General features: G+C 48.1%; 21 protein-coding genes. 3 read left to right on the top strand and 18 right to left on the bottom strand.

The window, feature by feature from the left end:
• Nucleotides 1-696: 696 nt before the first annotated feature.
• The 15 genes from spo0A to aroQ form a co-directional block, all read right to left on the bottom strand.
• On the bottom strand, nt 697-1,410 hold the full coding sequence (gene spo0A / locus KNP87_RS06230) for a sporulation transcription factor Spo0A (protein ID WP_081776043.1): 714 nt from the start codon (nt 1,408-1,410) through the stop codon (nt 697-699).
• A gap of 3 nt (nt 1,411-1,413) precedes the next feature.
• On the bottom strand, nt 1,414-3,120 hold the full coding sequence (recN, locus tag KNP87_RS06225; RefSeq protein ID WP_214721145.1) for a DNA repair protein RecN: 1,707 nt from the start codon (nt 3,118-3,120) through the stop codon (nt 1,414-1,416).
• Between the two features lie 12 nt (nt 3,121-3,132).
• Complete coding sequence (gene ahrC / locus KNP87_RS06220; RefSeq protein WP_026833554.1) at nt 3,133-3,582, bottom strand: transcriptional regulator AhrC/ArgR; 450 nt, start codon at nt 3,580-3,582, stop codon at nt 3,133-3,135.
• Nucleotides 3,583-3,722: 140 nt separating this feature from the next.
• Nucleotides 3,723-4,529 carry a TlyA family RNA methyltransferase gene (locus KNP87_RS06215; protein ID WP_026833555.1) on the bottom strand — a complete coding sequence of 269 codons (807 nt, stop codon included), beginning with the start codon at nt 4,527-4,529 and terminating at the stop codon, nt 3,723-3,725.
• Nucleotides 4,530-4,535: 6 nt separating this feature from the next.
• A complete protein-coding gene (dxs, locus tag KNP87_RS06210) occupies nt 4,536-6,422 on the bottom strand; it encodes a 1-deoxy-D-xylulose-5-phosphate synthase (RefSeq protein WP_119922502.1) in 1,887 nt (628 codons plus the stop codon).
• Nucleotides 6,423-6,543: 121 nt separating this feature from the next.
• A complete protein-coding gene (locus KNP87_RS06205; RefSeq protein ID WP_026833557.1) occupies nt 6,544-7,413 on the bottom strand; it encodes a polyprenyl synthetase family protein in 870 nt (289 codons plus the stop codon).
• Nucleotides 7,410-7,631 (bottom strand): exodeoxyribonuclease VII small subunit, encoded by a 222-nt coding sequence (gene xseB / locus KNP87_RS06200; RefSeq protein ID WP_035387654.1) that lies wholly within the window; start codon nt 7,629-7,631, stop codon nt 7,410-7,412. Before xseB ends, KNP87_RS06205 begins: the two co-directional genes overlap by 4 nt.
• A complete protein-coding gene (xseA, locus tag KNP87_RS06195; RefSeq protein WP_026833559.1) occupies nt 7,609-8,955 on the bottom strand; it encodes an exodeoxyribonuclease VII large subunit in 1,347 nt (448 codons plus the stop codon). The genes xseB and xseA overlap by 23 nt, the downstream gene beginning before the upstream one ends.
• Nucleotides 8,952-9,785, bottom strand: coding sequence for a bifunctional methylenetetrahydrofolate dehydrogenase/methenyltetrahydrofolate cyclohydrolase FolD (gene folD, locus KNP87_RS06190; protein ID WP_081776044.1), 834 nt, complete (start codon nt 9,783-9,785; stop codon nt 8,952-8,954). Before folD ends, xseA begins: the two co-directional genes overlap by 4 nt.
• 66 nt (nt 9,786-9,851) lie before the next feature.
• Nucleotides 9,852-10,277: a transcription antitermination factor NusB gene (gene nusB, locus KNP87_RS06185; protein ID WP_081776045.1), complete on the bottom strand. Its 426-nt coding sequence runs from the start codon at nt 10,275-10,277 to the stop codon at nt 9,852-9,854.
• A gap of 119 nt (nt 10,278-10,396) precedes the next feature.
• The gene (gene accC, locus KNP87_RS06180; RefSeq protein WP_251135468.1) at nt 10,397-11,749 is read right to left on the bottom strand and encodes an acetyl-CoA carboxylase biotin carboxylase subunit; all 1,353 of its coding nucleotides are present in this window, start codon (nt 11,747-11,749) and stop codon (nt 10,397-10,399) included.
• Between the two features lie 14 nt (nt 11,750-11,763).
• Nucleotides 11,764-12,219, bottom strand: a complete 456-nt coding sequence (gene accB / locus KNP87_RS06175) for an acetyl-CoA carboxylase biotin carboxyl carrier protein (protein WP_214721143.1) — start codon at nt 12,217-12,219, stop codon at nt 11,764-11,766.
• Between the two features lie 181 nt (nt 12,220-12,400).
• A complete protein-coding gene (gene efp, locus KNP87_RS06170) occupies nt 12,401-12,967 on the bottom strand; it encodes an elongation factor P (protein ID WP_026833564.1) in 567 nt (188 codons plus the stop codon).
• A gap of 32 nt (nt 12,968-12,999) precedes the next feature.
• Complete coding sequence (locus tag KNP87_RS06165; protein WP_214721142.1) at nt 13,000-14,064, bottom strand: M24 family metallopeptidase; 1,065 nt, start codon at nt 14,062-14,064, stop codon at nt 13,000-13,002.
• Nucleotides 14,065-14,081: 17 nt separating this feature from the next.
• Nucleotides 14,082-14,504 carry a type II 3-dehydroquinate dehydratase gene (gene aroQ, locus KNP87_RS06160; protein ID WP_214721141.1) on the bottom strand — a complete coding sequence of 141 codons (423 nt, stop codon included), beginning with the start codon at nt 14,502-14,504 and terminating at the stop codon, nt 14,082-14,084.
• Nucleotides 14,505-14,660: 156 nt separating this feature from the next.
• Between aroQ and KNP87_RS06155 the strand changes: the two genes are divergently transcribed.
• Both KNP87_RS06155 and KNP87_RS06150 read left to right on the top strand, forming a co-directional pair.
• Nucleotides 14,661-15,593, top strand: coding sequence for a DUF1385 domain-containing protein (locus KNP87_RS06155; RefSeq protein WP_214721140.1), 933 nt, complete (start codon nt 14,661-14,663; stop codon nt 15,591-15,593).
• Between the two features lie 20 nt (nt 15,594-15,613).
• Nucleotides 15,614-16,015, top strand: a complete 402-nt coding sequence (locus tag KNP87_RS06150; protein WP_026833568.1) for an SA1362 family protein — start codon at nt 15,614-15,616, stop codon at nt 16,013-16,015.
• 55 nt (nt 16,016-16,070) lie between these two features.
• Here KNP87_RS06150 and hpt read toward each other — a convergent pair whose 3' ends face one another.
• The 3 genes from hpt to KNP87_RS06135 all read right to left on the bottom strand — a co-directional run bounded on the left by hpt (nt 16,071) and on the right by KNP87_RS06135 (nt 18,020).
• Nucleotides 16,071-16,598 carry a hypoxanthine phosphoribosyltransferase gene (gene hpt / locus KNP87_RS06145; protein WP_026833569.1) on the bottom strand — a complete coding sequence of 176 codons (528 nt, stop codon included), beginning with the start codon at nt 16,596-16,598 and terminating at the stop codon, nt 16,071-16,073.
• A gap of 144 nt (nt 16,599-16,742) precedes the next feature.
• Nucleotides 16,743-17,165 carry a transcriptional regulator MntR gene (gene mntR / locus KNP87_RS06140; RefSeq protein ID WP_214721139.1) on the bottom strand — a complete coding sequence of 141 codons (423 nt, stop codon included), beginning with the start codon at nt 17,163-17,165 and terminating at the stop codon, nt 16,743-16,745.
• A 24-nt stretch (nt 17,166-17,189) separates the two neighbouring features.
• Nucleotides 17,190-18,020 carry a lipoate--protein ligase family protein gene (locus tag KNP87_RS06135; RefSeq protein WP_214721138.1) on the bottom strand — a complete coding sequence of 277 codons (831 nt, stop codon included), beginning with the start codon at nt 18,018-18,020 and terminating at the stop codon, nt 17,190-17,192.
• Between the two features lie 140 nt (nt 18,021-18,160).
• Between KNP87_RS06135 and KNP87_RS06130 the strand changes: the two genes are divergently transcribed.
• On the top strand, nt 18,161-18,541 hold the full coding sequence (locus KNP87_RS06130) for a rhodanese-like domain-containing protein (RefSeq protein ID WP_026833572.1): 381 nt from the start codon (nt 18,161-18,163) through the stop codon (nt 18,539-18,541).
• Nucleotide 18,542: the final 1 nt, after the last annotated feature.

The following is an 18,542-nucleotide window of genomic DNA, read 5'->3' as shown; positions in this document are numbered from 1 at the left end:
CGGGACCTTTTATTCATATAAAGTTGGTTTCACTTACGGATGAACTCCTCTCATAGTAGAACTATTCGTGTACTTCAAAACCATAGGTGGTCCTCTTAATGAAGAGGTTGAAAGAAATCAGATCTGGCTATCGAGCGATCGATAGAAAGATGAAGCTACTCCATCATCTGACTTTACTTGGACCTAGGTGAAGCATAATGTCATCCGCTTAACGCAGTCGATCATTCGGTTGCTAACATTCACTGCTAGACAACACTCCTTTTCACGAACTGTACTTGTTGCTGGTCGTGCTTGGTGTTCGTATTGCTGTGGACGTTTAATTTACGTTACCTTCCACTTTTCCCTTGCTTCGAAATCGTGGAGTCTCACATCGATTCGAGATGTCTCATCTGGAAAAGACATGAAGTGCCTTGGTATGACGTACTACCAAGAGAATGTCGTCCTTCATTCTTGAGCCGTTTACAGGTGGCGTCCTGAGATGATAAGTGTTGAACGGTTTTCCGGGAACCAGTTCGACTCGACGTTCATCTGACGTCTTTCCAAATCATTTGGTACCTTTATTATAACAAACATTTTAGTTTATGCAACATATATTTAATGAATATTCAGTCTTTTTTTACAAATGAAAAACAAGCGGTTGCCTCGAACCTGTTTTGTCCGAAGCAACCGCTTATTTAAATACGTCCTTCATCGTGTTCACGATCCATTCATATGGTTCGAGACATACGAGATGAACTCTGAGTTTTTGGGACTTTTTTGTTGTTCGATCCGCCCGGCGAATAAACTGTTTTCACTCATGCCTTCTTTCCACGCGGACTTGATGGCATGGCGCATCGCCCGTTCGACACGCGACGATGTCGTCTGATGTTTTTTAGCGATTGTCGGATACAGTTCTTTTGTGATCAATCCAAGTAAGTCTTCCCGCTCGAGGACCATCAAGACCGCATCCTTCAGGTACGTGAACCCTTTAATGTGCGGTGCAATCCCGATTTCCCGTAAAGTCGTCCCGACTTTTGATTCGACGGGTTCCGGCTGCGTCGACTGCACACCGTTGATGACCAGACGGATTTTATTGACCAACTGGTCCAGACTGAACGGCTTCAATAAAAAGTAAGCGGCCCCCAGGGAAACAGCTTGTTGCGACACTTCGTCCTTGCCAAATGCACTCAACATGATGACAGCAGGACTGCTTTTATGCTTCATCAAGGCTTCGAGAACTCCGAGCCCGTCCAGATGCGGCATGATGATGTCTAGTAACAGCACATCGGTTTCCACCTGTTCTAATTTTTCAAGGCAGCTTTCGCCGTTATATGCGACGCATACAACTTCCATGTCTTCTTGCGCAGAGAGATGTTGGCGAATCAATTCGACCATTTCTCGGTTGTCGTCCGCTATGCCGACTCTAATCAATCGTTACACCCCATTTTTAAGCGATTCCTTCATGTTCATTGCCTGTTCCATCAATTCCTCGGCATGCCGCAACGTCAAATCCGTCATATGTGTCCCGGAAATCATGCGTCCAAGCTCATTGCCGCGTTCCGAATCTGTCAGGACGTTCACTTGCGTCGTCGTCCGGTCTGTCTCTTCGATTTTACGGATATACAGATGTTGGTCCGCAATCGAAGCCACTTGTGGCAAATGCGTGATACACAGTACCTGACTGTCGATCGACAGACGATAGATTTTTTCTGCCATCGCTTGGGCGACCCGTCCGGATACCCCTGTGTCGACTTCATCAAAGATGATGGACGCCACACCGACCGAACGCGAGAAAATTGATTTCAAACCAAGCATGATCCGTGATAATTCTCCGCCGGATGCAACTTTCCCAAGTGACTTGAACGGCTCTCCCGCATTGGTCATGATATAGAACTCAACGAAATCAATTCCGTTTCTCCGTAAGACCGGTGTTTTTCCGTCTTGCAGGAATCGAATCTCAAATCGTGCCTTCTCCATGTACAATTGACGTAATTCGAGATGGATCGCCTCTCCCAAAAGGAGCGCTGCCTGGCGACGGGCTTGCGACAGTTCGCCGCCGATCTCAAACAGCTCAGACTCCAATTGTTCGACTTCCGTCTTCAGTTTCTCAATCCGTTCGTCCCGGTTCGTCATCGTGTCCAATTCGACACTGATTTTTTTGCCATAGGCGATGACTTCTTCAATCGTCGCCCCGTATTTTCGTTTCAACTGCTGGAAAACGGATAACCGCAGTTCAATCTCGTCCAGCCGGTTCGAATCGAACTCCAGTGTCTCGAGTTGGTCACGAATCGCATAGCCGACTTCCTCCAACGCGTAAAAGGCATTGGCCAGCGTATCACTTTGTCCCGAGAACTCTTCATCGATGCTTGATGCTTGCTGGAGCTCACGCATTGCATCCCCGACTGAGTCAATCCCCCGCCGTTCGTCATGCAACGCGTCATAGGCAGCACTCAAGGACGCATGCAGCTTCTCGAAGTTCGCCAACCGATTCCGTTCGCTCAACAGATCTTCTTCTTCCCCTTTTCGAAGTTTCGCACTGTCGATTTCTTCCGTCTGAAAGGATAAGAGATCAATCCGTTGAGCGAGTTCCTGCTCACTTTGCGCCAATGCCTGCAACGCGTCCCGCTTTTCTTCGTACTGTTCAAACCGTGCTTGATAACGCTCGAGAATCGGTGCGATCGTCTCTTGACCAAAATCATCGAGAATCGTCTGATGATACGTACTCTCCATCAAATGCTGATGCTCATGCTGACCGTGTAGATCGACCAGAACCCGCCCGAATTCACGTAAGATTGTTAACGTCACGAGTTTATGATTCACCCGGCAGACACTTTTACCGGAAGCAAACAAGTCCCGTCGCAAGATGATCATGCCGTCTTCCATGTCAATGCCGTATTCCTCTGCCAACGTATACGCCATATGACCGTCTTCAATCATGAACAGACCTTCGAGTTCCGCTTTGTCTTCACCGTACCGGACGAACTCGGCAGAACCGCGTCCACCAATCAATAACCCGATTGCGTCAAGGACAATTGATTTCCCGGCTCCGGTTTCTCCGGTCAAGACCGTCATCCCTTTTTTAAAGTCGATTTGCAGTTGGTCAATGATTGCAAATTGTTTAATCGATAATTCGGCTAACATCGTGTCAACTCCTTAAAGCATCCCTAAGATACGTTCCGTCACTTCTTCTGCCGCTTCTTCACTCCGTGCAATCATCAGGATCGTGTCATCTCCGCACACTGTCCCGAGAAGCTCTGTCCAATTCAGATGATCAAGCAGCACACCCAGTGCATTTGCATTGCCCGGCAATACATGCATGACGATCAAATTTTGAGCAGAGTCAATCGAGATAAAGCTGTCCCCGAGCAAGCGACGTAACTTTCCTAATGGATTAAAACGCTGATCAGCCGGCAGACTGTATTTATATCGACCGTCGTTGAGCGGTACTTTGACAAGGTGTAATTCCTTGATGTCCCGTGAAACAGTCGCCTGCGTTACTTTATATCCTGCATTTCGAAGCTCTTCCACCAATTCATCCTGTGTCTCGATTTCCGACTGCGTAATGATTTCCCGAATCTTGATTAACCGTTGCCCCTTTGTCATCCTTGCACCTCACAGTTTTTCTTCACTGATACTATTGTAATCCAATAATTCGACAAAAGTCCATGCTTGCCCTTTTATTGAACTGAAATCAAAAGCAGACTTCATCATCATGACGAAGTCTGCTTTCGATTAATTCAATCTTACAAGGCAGCGTGCGCCAGACGAACGGTTTCAAGCGGATCCACTTCAGGATCCATTCCCGCTGTCTTGAGCTGTGCATGTAAGAGAAATTCGATGTTGCCTTCTCCACCGGTAATCGGTGAAAAATCAAGTTGTTTGACGTAAAAGCCTTCTCGGACAAAAAAGTCGACCATCTCTTTCAGCACCCGCTCGTGGATACGTTCATCACGAACGATACCCTTTTTCCCGACATCGTCTCGTCCCGCCTCAAACTGCGGTTTGACGAGAGCAATGACATCACCGCCGTCTGCTAAAATCGTTTTTAACGGAGGTAAAATCAGACGCAAGGAAATGAAGGAGACATCGATCGTTGCGAAGCTCGGTTTGACCGGGAACATGTCAGGTGTCGCATGACGGAAATTCGTTTTTTCCATTGCCGTCACACGATCGTCTGAGCGCAGCTTCCAATCCAATTGGTTCGAACCGACATCCAAAGCGTACATGTGGGCAGCTCCGTTTTGGAGCGCACAGTCGGTGAATCCACCGGTCGAAGAGCCGATGTCAAGACCCGTCCGGGCAGTGACGTCGATCTCAAAGACGTTGAGCGCCTTTTCCATCTTGAAGCCGCCACGTCCGACGTATGGCATGACTTGACCTTTGACCATCAAATCGATATCGGATTTCACTTTTTCACCGGCCTTTTCCAACCGTTCTGTGCCACTAAATACCAGTCCTGCCATGATGGTTCGTTTTGCCTTTTCACGTGTTTCACATAAACCGCGCTCGACGAGCAAGACGTCGAGGCGGATTTTTTTTACAGTTTCCATCAATCGTTACACACTCTGTTTCTTTCCTTGATTGACAAACGAACGGACTTCTTCCGCGATTTGTCCAGGTAATAAGCCGATCTCTTCTAGCAATTCGTTGACGCCGCCATGCTCGATATACCAGTCTGGAATACCAAAGCGTTTAACACGCGGGAAAGCTTCCTGTTCGTTCGCATGCTCAAGAACTGCGGAACCAAATCCACCTTTCAGGACAGCCTCTTCAAGTGTCACGAGCGGAATCCCTTCTGCGTATAACGAATCCAACATTTTTTCATCCAGCGGTTTGATCGTCCGGGCGTTAATGACACGGACTGATAGGTCGCCTTCAAGAAGTTCTGCGATTTTCAGCGCATCTTGCACTTGAGGACCAAATGCCATGATGGCGACATCGGTTCCCTCGCGTTCCACTTCCCATGTATCAAGCGAGATCTCATGGAGTGTTTCGTCCATCGTGACACCGATTCCCTCACCGCGTGGGAAACGGACGGCAATCGGACCTTCGTATTTAACAGCGGAATACAGTAAATGCTGTAACTCATTTTCATCCTTCGCCATGACGATGCGGATGTTTGGCACATGACGCATAAAGGCGATGTCAAAGACCCCTTGGTGTGTCTCGCCGTCAGCACCGACAAGTCCTGAACGGTCGATCGTGAAGGTCACGTCAAGATTTTGACGGGCCACATCGTGGACCAATTGATCATAGGCGCGTTGGAAGAACGTCGAATAAATCGAAACGACCGGCTTCATTCCTTGCGTCGCTTGCCCGGCGGCAAACGTGACCGCATGTTGTTCGGCAATCCCGACATCAAACATCCGGTTCGGGAATTCTTTTTCAAAACAATCGAGCTTTGATCCGACGCTCATCGCCGGTGTAATCAATGTCAGCTTGTCTTCGTCACGTGCCATTTTCGTCAGCGTGTCGGCAACAGTAAACGAGTAGCTCGGTGCTTTTGACTTCCCTTTGATGACTTCTCCGGACTCGATTTTATAAGGTCCGAGACCATGCCACGTGCCGACTCCGTCGTACTCGGCAGGACGGTATCCTTTTCCTTTTTTCGTGATGACGTGAAGCAGGACAGGTCCTTCTTCTTTTTTGACGTAGTTCAGCTGTTCAATCAAATCATCTAAATCATGACCGTCGACCGGTCCATAATAGTTGAAACCAAGCTCTTCAAAGAACATCCCCGGAACAAGTGCCCCTTTGACGGCTTCTTTGATTTTTTCTCCGCCCTTTTCAAGTTTCCCGCCAATCAACGGAATTTTTTTGATCAAGGTTTCCAGCTCATCCTGCGCGTAACGTACTTTACGCGACGACCGGATCCGACCTAACATCTGATGCATCGCGCCAACGTTCGGAGCGATCGACATTTCGTTGTCGTTTAAGATGACGATGACATTTTGTTGTTCCGCCCCGATATGGTTGAGTGCTTCAAGCGCCATACCGCCTGTCAATGCGCCATCACCGATGATCGCAATCGCCCGATCATCGTTCCCTTTTAATTCATTGGATACGGCGATCCCCATCGCAGCTGAGAGCGATGTCGAACTGTGACCTGTTTCCCAGACATCATGGATGCTTTCGTTACGTTTCGGGAAACCGCATAGTCCTTTATGTTGACGCAACGTATCAAACTGTCCTGCACGTCCGGTCAAGATTTTATGCACATACGCTTGATGCCCGACATCCCAAACGAATTTATCGTTCGGACTGTCAAATTCCCGATGCAGGGCTAACGTCAGTTCAACGACACCCAGGTTAGGTGCCAAATGTCCACCCGTCGTTGCTAACTCTTCAATCAAAAAGCGTCGAATATCGCCCGCAAATACTTCTAATTCCGAGACTGACATGCGCTTTAAAAATGACGGATCCTGTATTTCTGTCAACTTCATACCTTACCGCCTCTTTCCCTTACATTCTTATATGGTTTGTACCCTACATTGTACTAGAACAATCTTTCGAACGCCACATTACGGGCACATAAAAAAAAGACGGCGCATGGCGCCGTCCATCTTAATGGTCGCGCTTGACGACAAAGTCGAGTAGTTCCTTGAGGGGTGTTGCTTCAACGGAAAGAGCTTCAATCGCTTCGTTCGCCGCCGTCACTTGTGCTGCAAGCGCCCGCTTCGCGCCATCGAGACCAAGTAACTTCGGATAAGTCGCTTTATCGTTTCCTTCATCGCTTCCGACAGGCTTCCCGATTTTTTCTGCATCTCCGGTCACATCGAGGATGTCGTCTTGAATTTGGAACGCAATCCCGAGATGACGTCCGTATCGTTTCAAATGGGTAATATCCGCGTCTGTGACTTGAGCCAAAATCCCGCCCGCCTCGACTGCGAAGATCAACAATGCGCCTGTTTTCCGGCGGTGGATCGACTCTAATTCCTGTGCGTCGTTAATGCCACCGCGTTCGCCGAGCATATCGTCCAGTTGTCCGCCCACCATTCCAGCAGCACCCGCTGCTGTTGCCAGGCGTTCAACAAGCTTCACTTTGACTTCTGCCGATGCCTGCGTTTCCAGCAAACATGTAAAAGCGTTCGTCAGCAAGGCATCGCCTGCAAGAATCGCCGTTGCTTCGTCATACTGGATATGATTGGTCGGTCGTCCACGACGCATATCATCATCATCCATCGCCGGTAGATCGTCGTGAATCAGCGAATATGTATGGATCATTTCAAGTGCTGCCGCCGTTGCATCACCTGTCTTCCGGTCGACACCGTATGCATCAAGAACAGCATAAATCAATGCCGGACGCACACGTTTTCCTCCCGCATCAAGCGAATAACGCATCGCTGACCGCAGACGGTCCGGTGCATCCAAACGGTTCATGAACGTTTCGAGTGCCTGTTCGACTTGCGTTTTCCACTCTGTCAAAACAATCATTGTGATCCCCCTTTTTCTCGTAACGTGCCATCTTGCTCCAAGATTTGATCAAGTCGTTTTTCAGCTGTCGACAGTTTCCCTTGGCAAAGGGCAGTCAGTTTGACCCCTTCTTCATACAAGACCATCGCTTGCTCGAGCGGTGCATCGCCTTCTTCCAGCAATTCAACGATTTCTTCCAAACGCTCTAACGCCGCTTCAAAGGTTTGTTCCGTTTCCATCTTCATCTTCATCCTCTCGTTTCGCTAGGATACTTCCGTCATGAAACTGAACCCGGAAGGTCTGATCTGACAATTGGTGGACTGAACGGACGAGTTGTCCGTCCTGTTCGACATACGTATACCCGCGCAGGAGCACTTGGGTCGGACTGACCGAATCGAGACGGGCAATCATTTGGTGCAGTCGTTCCTGTTTCGACCGCATGACATGATGAATCCGCTCCAATTGTTTCCGGGTCCGAATCAGTTCACGCCCTTGATCCGACAAACGTTCCCGAAGCGGAATTCGTTGCAACCGTTTCGATACATCACCTAACGCCTGCTGCTTTACCTGCATCATCTGTTTGCTGATCCGACTAAGTCCCATCTCCGCCCGGTCCAGGCGTTCTTGTTTTAATCCTAACAGGACACGCGGAGATTTCAAACCGTAGCTTCCGGCAAGGCGGGTGACGCGGTCTTTCCGTTCTTTGATGTATTGGTCGTAATTACGGGTCAGACGACGCTTCAGGTCAGCGACACGCTTCTCGAGCTCCGCAGCTTCCGGTGTGACAAGCTCTGCCGCTGCAGTCGGTGTCGCAGCCCGCACGTCCGCCACGAAATCCGCAATTGTAAAGTCCGTTTCATGACCAACGGCCGAGACAATCGGGATGTTCGATTCATGAATCGCCGTCACGACATCGATTTCATTGAATGCCCAGAGTTCTTCAATCGAGCCGCCGCCTCGACCGATAATCATGACATCACATGCTTGATGTTCATTCATCAGCTGAATCGCACGCGCGATTTGCGGGACGGCTTCCTTGCCTTGAACGAGGACGGGGGCAAAGATGATTGCCGCTTGCGGATAACGCCGGCGTAATGTCGTCGCAATATCGTGCAAAGCAGCACCTTTAGGCGATGTGATGATGCCGATTCTACCCGGCAATGTCGGCAAAGGTTGCTTCAGTGATTCTTCAAACCAACCACGTGTCTCAAGATCATCTTTTAGACGGACATAGGCTTCATACAGCGCCCCAACACCATCTTCCATCATCCGCTCGACGTATAACTGCATCTCGCCTGACGCCAGGTAAACGGACAGGCGTGCCGTCAGGACGACACGCGCCCCGTCACGCACGTCGGTTTTGACGCGACTGGCATCACGGGCAAACATGACCGCCTTCATTTTTGACTGTTCATCCTTCAACGTAAAATAAAGGTGACCGGAAGAGTGTCGTTTAAAGTTCGACACTTCTCCCACCACCTGGACTTGTTGCAGCAACGAATCGCTTTCTAATTCTCGTTTCACGTAATTCACGAGTTCCGAAACCTGAAGCGGATCCGTCATTTTGCCGCCTCAATCGTATTGTGGAGCAACATCGTAATCGTCATCGGTCCAACACCACCCGGCACAGGTGTAATCATCGATGCGACCTCTTGGACCGTTTCAAATTCGACGTCACCGACTAACTTGCCGTCCACCCGGTTGACACCGACATCGATGACGACCGCGTCCGGCTTGACCATGTCGGCCGTAATCAATTTTGGAACACCGACAGCGACAATCAGAATGTCCGCCTGACGAGTCATGGCAGCAAGATCCGCCGTTTTCGAATGGCAATAGGTCACCGTGGCTGACTCATTTAAAAACAGCATCCCGACCGGTTTGCCGACGATTTGACTTCGACCGACCACAACGACATGACGTCCGGCAATCGGCACATTCATTTCTTTGACGAGGTGAAGAATCCCGTTTGGTGTACACGGCAGGAATGTCGGCTCACCAATCATCATCTTGCCGACTGATACCGGGTGAAAACCGTCGACATCTTTTTCCGGAGCAATTGCAAAGATGACCTTACTCTCATCAATGTGTTGCGGCAATGGCAGTTGAACAAGGATTCCGTGAACGCTGGCATCCACGTTTAATCGTTCAATCAAGTGAAGTAGTTCCGACTCGGTCGTCTCTGCCGGTAAACGGATCAAGTCGGAATCCATACCGATTTCCTGTGCGGCTTTTTCTTTCCCCCGGACGTAGGATTGACTTGCCGGATCTTCGCCGATCAAGATGACGGTTAGCTTCGGTTGAATACGTTGTTCTTTTAGACGTGCGACCTCTTCTTTCAGTTTCAAACGATACGATTGTGCCACTTGTTTCCCATCGATTACGACTGCCATGATTTTGTCCACTCCCCCAAAAATATTCACTTCACTCTTTGCCTGATCCAATTTCTCTGTTTACGTTCAGTTGCTTTGCGGATTTTCTTTCAAACCGTTTTGTTCAACCTCTTGTGCCACTTTTCCTAATACTCCGTTGACGATTTTTGTTGCTTCTTCGTCGGCAAAAGCTTTCGTCAATTCAATCGCTTCATTGATCGTTACCCGGACTGGAATTTTAGTTTCAAATAACAGTTCATAGACAGCCAGACGAAGAATCGTCCGTTCGATGTTCCCGAGACGTTCAAATGACCAGTTAACGAGCGCAGCACGCAACTTTTGATCGATTTCCGGTTTGTTTGCTTCGACACCTTCCACTAATCGTGTTACAAATGCATCATATTCTTTACCTTCTACTGCGAATTCAATGGCTTCTTGTGCAGACAGATCCGAGAGTTCCATTTGGAACAAAGACTGTACTGCGAGTTCGCGTGCCATATGTCTTTTCATCATGATTTTACGTGCTCCTTTTTTTATCGTTCTCAATCAATTAGTTTAGCACATTCTTTTTTCAAAAAATATAGAGAACGCCAAAAAGACGGGAGCAAAATCAAACCTCTCCCGTCATTCCATTACTTCACGATTTCAGCCTTCAGTTCACGTTCCGTGAACTTCGTCGTAAACGTACCCCGACGGAATACCGGATGCGCCAGTACCTTTTGATGGAATGGAATCGTCGTCTTGACACCTTCAATCCAAAATTCAGATAAAGCCCGTTCCATTTTCGCACATGCTTCTTCCCGTGTTTCGGCATGCACAATCAGTTTCGCGACCATCGAATCGTAATAAGGTGGAATCATATAGCCCGGATAAACAGCGCTGTCGATCCGAACACCCATGCCGCCCGGAGCAACGTACTGTGTGACGCGACCGGCATGCGGACGGAAGTCATGTTCCGGATCTTCCGCATTGATTCGACACTCAATCGAATGACCACGGAATTCGATGTCTTGTTGTTGAACAGCCAACGGGTGATCAAGTGCCACCTGCAGTTGTGCTTGAACGAGATCGAATCCTGTAATCATCTCCGTTACCGGATGTTCGACTTGAATCCGGGTATTCATTTCCATGAAGAAAAATTCGTTCGTTTCTTCCACGAAGATGAATTCAATCGTTCCGGCTCCTGTGTAGTCGATTGCTTTCGCCGCCTTGACGGCCGCTTCGCCCATCTTCAGACGTGTTTCAGCGCTGACGGCAGGAGACGGTGCTTCCTCGATTAATTTCTGCATCCGCCGCTGGACGGTACAATCCCGTTCCCCAAGGTGAATGACATTCCCATGACGGTCCGCGAGCACTTGCACCTCAACATGACGGAACTCTTCGATGAAGCGTTCGAGGTAGACGTCACTGTTGCCAAAAGCTTGTTTTGCCTCACGGCGTGTTTCATCCAGTCCGACGATGAGTTCTTCTTTCGAACGCGCGACACGAATACCGCGTCCTCCCCCACCTGCAGTTGCCTTGATGATGACCGGATAACCGATTTCGTCTGCTAATTGCAACGCTTCGTCATCCGTGACCGTTCCGTCCGAACCCGGTACGACCGGTACGCCGCAGGCAATCATCGTTTGTTTCGCAACATCCTTGATCCCCATCTGGCGAATCGCATCAGATGTCGGTCCGACGAACTTAATTCCGCAAGCTTCGCACATCTCAGCAAAGTCAACGTTCTCCGCCAGGAATCCGTATCCCGGGTGAATCATCGTCACATTCCGATTCGTCGCAACCGCTAAGATGTTCGTGACGTTTAAGTACGAGGCAGTCGAACTCACATCCCCGATGCAGTACGCTTCATCTGCCAGACGGACATGCAGTGCTTCACGATCTGCTGTCGAGTAAACGGCAACCGTCTGAATTCCAAGTTCTTTGGCTGCCCGAATAATCCGGACCGCAATTTCGCCTCGGTTCGCTATTAAAAGTTTCTCCATTGCCATCACCCCGCTTACGGACGAATCCGGAAGAGTGGTTGTCCGAATTCAACAAGATCTCCGTCTGCGACGAGAATCTCGACGACCGTTCCGGCTACTTCCGAGTTTAGATTGTTAAATAATTTCATTGCTTCAAGAACACAGATGACTTGACCGACTTCGATTTGATCGCCGACTTTGACGAAAGACGGTTTGTCCGGATTCGGACGGGAATAAAACGTTCCGACCATCAACGCATTGATCGTTACTGTATCGGCTTCCGATACTACATTTTCTTCAGGTGCTGCTTCTGCGACCGGTGCAACAGGTTGAGCCGGAGCCGCGACTGGTGCCGGCGCTTGATGTGAAACGACGACGCTATCATTTTGTTTTTTTAATTTCAACTTATACGTATCGGTTTCAAGAGAAAGTTCATTGACGCTCGACTGATCTAACATTTCGAGTACTTGCTTTAACTGATCAATTTTCATTTATCATTCATCCCCTATCTCAACATTCACCTTTAACATTATACTTTAATATTATACCAGGTGCTAATGCCTACTCAAATACTAATATTAACTGGTCATACCAAAGGACGCAAGTCGAGGCAAAATGAAAAAAACGCCCGTTGATTCAATCCGAAGATGAACGGGCGTCGTTTGAGCTGAATTATCCGTTGTAACGCCCTGTAAAATCACCAGTACGTGTATCAACTGTTACTTTTTCTCCTGCTTCGATGAAGAGTGGTACATGAATGATGTGTCCCGTCTCAACCGTTGCATTTTTCTTAACGTTTGAAGCCGTGTCGCCTTTAACGCCCGGTTCTGCTTCGACAATCGTCATGACGATCGTGTTCGGCAACTCGATTCCGAGGATTTCACCATTGTAGACAGCGATTTGAACTTCCATGTTTTCAAGAAGGAACGGGAGCGCCGCTTCGACTTGTGCAGTCGTCAATTCCAACTGCTCATATGATTCTGTATCCATGAAGACATATGTTTCGCCCATTGGATAGAGGTATTGCATCTTGTTACGCTCGATGTGGGCACGCTCGACACGTTCACCACCACGGAACGTCATCTCTTGGATGTTTCCGTTACGGATGTTACGCATTTTTGTCCGGACGAATGCTGCCCCTTTACCTGGCTTAACGTGTTGGAATTCAAGCACCTGCCAAATCATTCCGTCTGATGTCTTAATTGTAAGTCCTGTTTTTAAATCGTTTACTGATACCATAAAAAGTTCCTCCTAAATGTTGATCTTGCCGTTTAAAGTGTGATGAGTTCTTTTGGAGAAGAAGACAAAATTTCGCGCCCTGACTCGGTGATCAAGACGTCGTCCTCAATCCGACATCCTCCGACTTGCGGAACATAAATGCCCGGTTCGACCGTAACGATCATTCCCGGCTCCAGTTTCGTCTCCGAACGGAATGAAAGTCCCGGTCCTTCATGCACTTCCAGACCGATCCCGTGTCCCGTTGAATGACCAAAGTATTCTCCGTATCCGGCATCTTTGATGATGTCGCGCGTCAAAGCATCCGCCTCGATTCCGGTAATCCCAGGACGTAATCCGTCAACACCCGCCAGTTGCGCTTGTAGAACCGTATCATAAATTTTTTGCAATTCCGGACTGATCGATCCGATGGCGACGGTACGTGTGATATCGGATACGTATCCATTGAGAAGCGCCCCAAAATCAAGTGTCACAAGTTCTCCCGTCTGAATGACTTTCGAACTCGCCACGCCATGTGGTAAAGCCGAACGGTAACCCGATGCGACGATCGTATCAAATGACGAAGAGGTCGCCCCATGTTTACGCATGAAGAATTCCAATTCATTTGATACTTCCAGTTCTGTTCTTCCCGGCTGAATGTACGTCAAGATGTGATGGAACGTTGCATCCGCTAACTCCACCGCTTCCTTAACCATCTTAATCTCTGAAGAATCCTTAATCAAGCGTAGGTTTTCGACGATTCCAGTCGTTGGCACGAGCTCGATTGCCGAAGCCTGATCAAACGCTTCGAACGAACCGAGAGTCATCGCATCTTTTTCGACACCGACGGCCCGCACGCGTGCACCCGCCATCAACTCACCCATCGTTTCCGGGATCGAACGTTCGATTTGAACGATTTCCATTCCTTTTACTTGGTCAGCAGCTTGTTCCGTATAACGGAAATCCGTTACGAAATAGGCTTGTTCTCCTGTTACGAGACAGGCACCGCTCGAACCTGTAAACCCGGAGATATACCGAATGTTTTCCGCTTTTGTCACGAGCAGACCTGGTAAATCACGTTCTTTTAGAGCCGCTTGGAGTGCTTCAATACGATGTTTCATGTCTTTTCCCCCTTATGTTAGATGGACGGATGAATCAGTGCTTCAACAGCCAACATATACCCCGTCATCCCTAATCCGCTGATCACACCTCGGCAAACCGGCGCCAGCATGGAATGATGCCGAAATGCTTCACGTGCATGAACATTCGACAAATGAACTTCAATCGTTGGTACATCAATCGCAGCAATCGCGTCACGCAGGGCGATGCTCGTATGCGTGTAGGCAGCGGCATTAAAAACGACTCCGTCGTATCCGCGTGCTTCATGCAAAAGATCAACCAATTCCCCTTCATGATTCGATTGGGCAAACCGAAAGTTCACCTGTTGAAAACGTTCCCGCATCCGATCTTCCAAATCCGATAACGTCTGTCTGCCATATGTATCCGGTTCCCGTGTTCCAAGTAAATTCAAGTTCGGTCCATTCAAGACGAAGATCCGCATCTCATCACCTCCAGATTGTCCTTGTTATTGTATCATAAGTCGTTTTCCGACTCCTAAATTTTCAATCTACTTTGACAGCTCGCCGTAGTCTTTTTTCTACAAATCAAGTAAACTGACGATACACGATACTTTACTTCAGATAGGATGCGTTTCTCTATGAAAACTGCTAAAGCCCCTGTCGGTGGACAGGCCATCGTCGAAGGGGTCATGTTTCAGAATGCGACCCATGCCGTGTCGGCGATCCGACGAAACGATGATACGATTGAAACGTTTGAACAACAGAAACCGCTGCGTCCCCGGATTGCAGCCGGTAAAAAAATTCCGTTGTTGCGCGGCTTGTTTGCTCTCGTCGAATCCTCTGCGAATGGTGCAAGTCACATGAATTTCGCCAGTGACCGCTATGGCGTCAACCCCGGTGAAGAGGAACCTGATGAACAACAACAAGGTCAATTGACAAAGTGGCTTGGCGTCGCTCTTATCGGAGTCTTGTCCTTTTTCTTCGGAAAGCTGCTCTTTACATTATTACCTGCTTTCCTGGCTTCCTTGTTCAGCTATATCCCAGAACTGTCTGGTCACTTCATTCAAAACGTCCTGGAAGCATTGATCAAGTTGACGCTGTTGTTCAGTTACTTGTATGTGATTTCCTTGACCCCGCTCGTTAAACGACTGTTTCAGTACCATGGTGCTGAACATAAAGTCATCAACTGTGTCGAAGCCGGACAACCGTTGACGGTCGAGAACGTCCGTAAAAGTAGCCGTCTTCATTACCGGTGCGGTTCCAGCTTCTTGATTTTTACTGTCATCGTCGGCTTTTTCGTCTATTTGGTTGTCCCGACCGACCCACTTTGGTTACGTCTTGTTTGCCGAATCGCCCTTTTACCTGTCGTCATCGGTCTCTCTTTTGAAGTTTTACAGTTGACGAATAAGGCACAGAACATCAAAGGATTACGCGTCATCGCCTTGCCTGGCCTTTGGTTACAATACTTGACGACAAAAGAACCGGACGATTCTCAGATCGAGGTTGCGATTTATGCGTTTGAAGCACTCGAAAAACAGGAACATAACCTACATGAGAATGCACTTGGTTAATTGATAACAGGGGTGATAATATGATTAGACAACGGATTGGCTCTACATTTGCACTTGTCGTGTTGCTGTTCGCTTTTGTCGGCTTTGGATATAAGCTTGCGAATGATCCTGGTGGTCTGTTTTCACAATTACTGTTTTTTGCAATTACAGCCGGAATTATCTTCTTGCTGTTTAAATTCCTGACACGAAATAGCGTCAGCAGCGGCGCGAACTCCCAGTACCGGAAGTCTGTCGCGCAGTCAAAAAAACTGCACGGGAAACGTGATCAGGCGCCGCGTCGGACCGATTTCAAGAAAAAACCGGTCAAATCAGCAAAACCTGCACCGTCGAACAAAGTCCGGCCACTTCGTGATCGCTCAAAAGGACCTCATTTGACGGTCATAGAAGGCAAAAAAGGAAAAAAGAAAAAACGTGCTTTTTAATATTAATAATAAACAGTAGCCGCTCTTCCTCAACGGGAGAGCGGCTACTGTTGTCTTAATCGGTTTCAACCCATCCAATGTACGGAAGGTTACGATATTCTTCTGCACAATCAATTCCATACCCGACTACAAAATAATCCGGAATCTCAAAACCAACGTAATCCGCTTCTAACGGTACTTCACGCCGGGCCGGCTTATCAAGTAACGTACAGATTTTCAAGACTCCCGGTTGATGGAGTTTCATGTGTTCACACAAAAAACTCAATGTATGACCAGTATCGATGATGTCTTCAACCACCACCACATATTTTCCTTCGACATCCAGATCCAGGTCTTTTTTCAGTTGAACCCGTCCAGACGAAACCGTTTTGGCACCATACGAGGAACACGCGACTGTATCGATTTGGACACTGCCTTTGATTTCCCGCATGAGATCCGCCGCAAAGACCATGGAACCTTTTAGGACGACGACCAACACAATCTGACGACCCGCCGCATCGTGTTCAATTGCAGCAGCCAGTTCTTTTACTTTAACAGCAAGTTCTGACTCCGTTACCAACTTCTCTTTAATGACGATTTCCATATCCGGGTGAAACTCCACCCGTCACCCCCTCTGATGATTTTCACCGTCAGTATAGCATATCTGAATCTAAATAAGCGTACTATATCATTATTTATCCGATTAATGTTCGTCTTTTTGGATTATCCAGACAAAAAACAAGTACACTCATTCTTCTGGGTGCACTTGTTGGTGTTTTTTTAATTCTTCCTGTAACGCCGGTCGCTCGGCAAAAAATTGAATCATCCCATTGATTTTATCCAACGCTTCGATGCTGATATGGTGTTCGATTCCTTCAACATCTTTGTAGATCAATGATTCCTCTACCCCGACAAGCCGTAAAAAATCTTCCAATAAGGCATGACGCTCCACGAGACGTTTTCCGATTTTACGTCCCTTGGCCGTCAACATCAGTCCCCGATACTTCTCATAGACAAGGTATTCTTCACGATCTAACTTCTGCACCATCTTCGTGACAGAAGACGGGTGGACACCTAATAGTTCCGCGATATCAGAAACGCGGGCATATCCTTTTTCCTCAATTAAAATATAGATTTGTTCCAAATAATCTTCCATGCTCGGAGTCGGCACGACATCACCTTCCAATCCTTCTCTTTAGCGCTTCCAGTTCCATTCTTCACTACGGTATTTCGCGGCCAACTGTTCAATCTCCTGCCACTGGTGTTCTGTGAACTCAAGCGGTCTGAACGTCAACTGAAGAGCATCTTCGAACCCTTTTAAAAAGGCACCGCGGACTTCTTCAAACGAAACAGTCCGTCCCGCCAATTCATTTAAGGCAACTGCCTTCCCGGCAAAACGTGCTTTCATCCGTTCACGGATTGACTCATCTTCATAGATGAAGCAGTCAAACAATTCCCCTTCATCGACTGAAAGCGGAACTGAACCGTGTTGTAAGACGACACCTTGATGGCGGACCTGCGCACTTCCCGCAACTTTACGTTTTCCGACTGCCAGTTCATAATACGACGCCGCATCAAAACAGACGGCAGATTTCGGTTTTCGTAATTCCTCTTTTTCTTGCTCTGTCATCGGAACCGAAAACTCGACCGGAATCCCCAAATGATGATACCCTTTCCGGACACCTTCTGTCAGCATCCGATAACTTTCAATGACCGTTTTCGGCAATCCTTCCAGTGTTTCCGGAATCACGATGCTATACGTCAATTCGTCGGCATGGAGAACCGCTCGACCACCCGTCATCCGACGGACAATCGGAATGCCGAGTTCTTCGATTCGTTGCCGATCGATGTCTTTGGTCGCCCGCTGAAAATGACCGACACTCAACCCTCTTGGTGCCCACGAATAGAAGCGAAGCGTCGGCGCCACCTCGCCGCGACCTACAAAACCAATTAACGCCTCGTCAATTGCCATGTTCAATGCTGGTTCCATTCCTTCAGTCGTCAATACTTGCCACTCTTTTATCAAGCGAACACCCCCAAAAAACGTTTCCGTATTAGTGTATCAGACCCTTTCTGTCCTGCGCAACGACGAGTCGATTGCCGAAATCGATTTCGTTTACTATAATGATAAGGATGTTATATGAACGAAGGGGTTGGAAGTTAGATATGGAAATCAGTACAATCATCACGATCGTCTTATGGGTAGCCTTAATCGCTTACATCGCATGGCGTTTCATGCCGGTCAAAGGAATTACAAAGCTTTCGCAAGAAGAATTTCGGGCAAACTACCGAAAAGCACAAATCGTCGACGTCCGTGAGACACAAGAATTCAAAGGCGGTCACATCATCGGAGCCCGTAACATACCGGTCAGCCAGATGAAGATGCGTGCTAAAGAGTTGCGTAAAGACATGCCGATTTATTTGTATTGCCAAGGCAACATGCGTTCGTCGCAAGCTGCCAAAGTGTTGAAAAAAGCCGGTTACACGAACTTGTACCAACTAAAAGGTGGATTTAAGCAGTGGACAGGAAAAGTCAAACGCAGCTGAT

The sequence above is a fragment of the Exiguobacterium sp. s192 genome, from assembly GCF_018618795.1.
Classification (GTDB): Bacteria; Bacillota; Bacilli; order Exiguobacteriales; family Exiguobacteriaceae; genus Exiguobacterium_A; species Exiguobacterium_A undae.
This window is presented reverse-complemented; position numbering and strand designations above follow the sequence as displayed.

Bases quoted from the DNA above. Each gene is read 5' to 3' on its own strand.
- KNP87_RS06130 (WP_026833572.1), top strand. From the start codon at position 18,161: ATGGAAATCAGTACAATCATCACGATCGTCTTATGGGTAGCCTTAATC.
- KNP87_RS06150 (WP_026833568.1), top strand. From the start codon at position 15,614: ATGATTAGACAACGGATTGGCTCTACATTTGCACTTGTCGTGTTGCTG.
- accB (WP_214721143.1), bottom strand. From the start codon at position 12,219: ATGAAAATTGATCAGTTAAAGCAAGTACTCGAAATGTTAGATCAGTCG.
- nusB (WP_081776045.1), bottom strand. From the start codon at position 10,277: ATGATGAAAAGACATATGGCACGCGAACTCGCAGTACAGTCTTTGTTC.
- recN (WP_214721145.1), bottom strand. From the start codon at position 3,120: ATGTTAGCCGAATTATCGATTAAACAATTTGCAATCATTGACCAACTG.
- accC (WP_251135468.1), bottom strand. From the start codon at position 11,749: ATGGAGAAACTTTTAATAGCGAACCGAGGCGAAATTGCGGTCCGGATT.
- dxs (WP_119922502.1), bottom strand. From the start codon at position 6,422: ATGAAGTTGACAGAAATACAGGATCCGTCATTTTTAAAGCGCATGTCA.
- hpt (WP_026833569.1), bottom strand. From the start codon at position 16,598: ATGGAAATCGTCATTAAAGAGAAGTTGGTAACGGAGTCAGAACTTGCT.
- xseB (WP_035387654.1), bottom strand. From the start codon at position 7,631: ATGGAAACGGAACAAACCTTTGAAGCGGCGTTAGAGCGTTTGGAAGAA.
- xseA (WP_026833559.1), bottom strand. From the start codon at position 8,955: ATGACGGATCCGCTTCAGGTTTCGGAACTCGTGAATTACGTGAAACGA.
- KNP87_RS06215 (WP_026833555.1), bottom strand. From the start codon at position 4,529: ATGGAAACTGTAAAAAAAATCCGCCTCGACGTCTTGCTCGTCGAGCGC.
- KNP87_RS06205 (WP_026833557.1), bottom strand. From the start codon at position 7,413: ATGATTGTTTTGACAGAGTGGAAAACGCAAGTCGAACAGGCACTCGAA.
- aroQ (WP_214721141.1), bottom strand. From the start codon at position 14,504: ATGCGGATCTTCGTCTTGAATGGACCGAACTTGAATTTACTTGGAACA.
- ahrC (WP_026833554.1), bottom strand. From the start codon at position 3,582: ATGACAAAGGGGCAACGGTTAATCAAGATTCGGGAAATCATTACGCAG.
- KNP87_RS06155 (WP_214721140.1), top strand. From the start codon at position 14,661: ATGAAAACTGCTAAAGCCCCTGTCGGTGGACAGGCCATCGTCGAAGGG.
- efp (WP_026833564.1), bottom strand. From the start codon at position 12,967: ATGGTATCAGTAAACGATTTAAAAACAGGACTTACAATTAAGACATCA.
- folD (WP_081776044.1), bottom strand. From the start codon at position 9,785: ATGGCAGTCGTAATCGATGGGAAACAAGTGGCACAATCGTATCGTTTG.
- KNP87_RS06165 (WP_214721142.1), bottom strand. From the start codon at position 14,064: ATGAAACATCGTATTGAAGCACTCCAAGCGGCTCTAAAAGAACGTGAT.